Annotated in this window: 1 protein-coding gene and 1 pseudogene; both read left to right on the top strand. The window is 69.9% G+C overall.

The genetic code is table 11. The annotated features are described in order from the left end of the window. Positions 1-355 (top strand): annotated as a pseudogene (locus tag NS220_RS16875) (replication-associated recombination protein A); the annotation flags it as partial. 185 nt (positions 356-540) lie between these two features. Beyond that, entirely contained in the window at positions 541-1,170 is a 630-nt protein-coding gene (gene rpsD / locus NS220_RS16870; protein ID WP_013586600.1) for a 30S ribosomal protein S4, read from the top strand. Positions 1,171-1,254 lie beyond the last annotated feature (84 nt).

The following is a 1,254-nucleotide window of genomic DNA, read 5'->3' as shown; positions in this document are numbered from 1 at the left end:
CATCGGCATGCCCGAGGGGCGCATCCCGCTGGCCGAGGCGACCATCTACCTCGCGACCACGGCCAAGTCGAACGCGGCGTACAACGCCATCAACGCCGCGATCGCCGACGTCCGCACCGGCGGTTTCGGACGCGTTCCCCTGCACCTGAGGGACGCGCACTATCCCGGAGCCAAGCGACTCGGGCACGGCAAGGGCTACAAGTACGCGCACGACAGCGAGATCGGCATCGTGACACAGCAGTACCTGCCCGACGAGCTGGTGGGAAGGCGCTATTACGAGCCCACGAACCACGGCGCCGAGCGCGACGTGTCCGCCCGCCTCGAGAAGATCCGCCGCATCCTCGACGGGCGCTGACGCCGCGCGGGAGCGCGCAGACGGCTCTGATAGCATGAATCGGCTCGAAACAGGGTTTTCGGGCATCCCCTCCTTCCTGTGATCACCTTCCGGTGCGCCCCGGCGTGCGCTCCGGATCGGGCGGAAGGGGGCGATACGCCCGCGAGCCGCGAAAGGCGCGGCCGCGTCATCGGAAGGAGAACTTCGTGACCACGAAGTCTCAGGACCGCCGCAAGGTGCGTCTGTCGCGCGCCCTCGGCGTCGCTCTCACCCCCAAGGCCGCCCGCTACCTCGAGAAGCGTCCCTACGCTCCCGGCGAGCACGGCCGCACCAAGCGCAAGGCCGACAGCGACTACGCCGTCCGTCTGCGTGAGAAGCAGCGTCTGCGCGAGCAGTACGGCATCCGCGAGAAGCAGCTGCGCATCGCGTTCAACGAGGCCCGCCGCACCGACGGCCTGACCGGTGAGAACCTGGTCGAGCTGCTCGAGATGCGTCTGGACGCCCTCGTCGTGCGTTCGGGCTTCGCCCGCACCACCGCGCAGGCTCGCCAGCTCGTCGTGCACCGCCACATCCTGGTCGACGGCCAGCTCGTGGACCGCCCGTCGTTCCGCGTCAAGCCGGGTCAGCAGATCCACGTCAAGCCGAAGAGCGAGGGCCTCGAGCCCTTCCAGGTCGCCGCCGCCGGCGGGCACGCCGAGGTGCTGCCCCCCGTTCCCGGTTACCTCGAGGTCGACCTGTCGACGCTCCAGGCCAAGCTCGTGCGTCGCCCCAAGCGCGCCGAGGTGCCCGTCACGTGTGACGTGCAGCTCGTCGTCGAGTACTACGCCGCCCGCTGATCCCAGCGAGCACACGAAGGGCGTCGGGTTCTCCCGGCGCCCTTCGTGGTTTCCGGCGCGCGAGGCGCGGGGGCCGTCGCCTAC

The organism is Microbacterium testaceum, from assembly GCF_001476655.1.
In the GTDB taxonomy this organism is placed as follows: Bacteria; Actinomycetota; Actinomycetes; order Actinomycetales; family Microbacteriaceae; genus Microbacterium; species Microbacterium testaceum_C.
The sequence above is the reverse complement of the archived record's forward strand: the minus strand, read 5'-3'. Positions and strand labels throughout refer to the sequence as shown.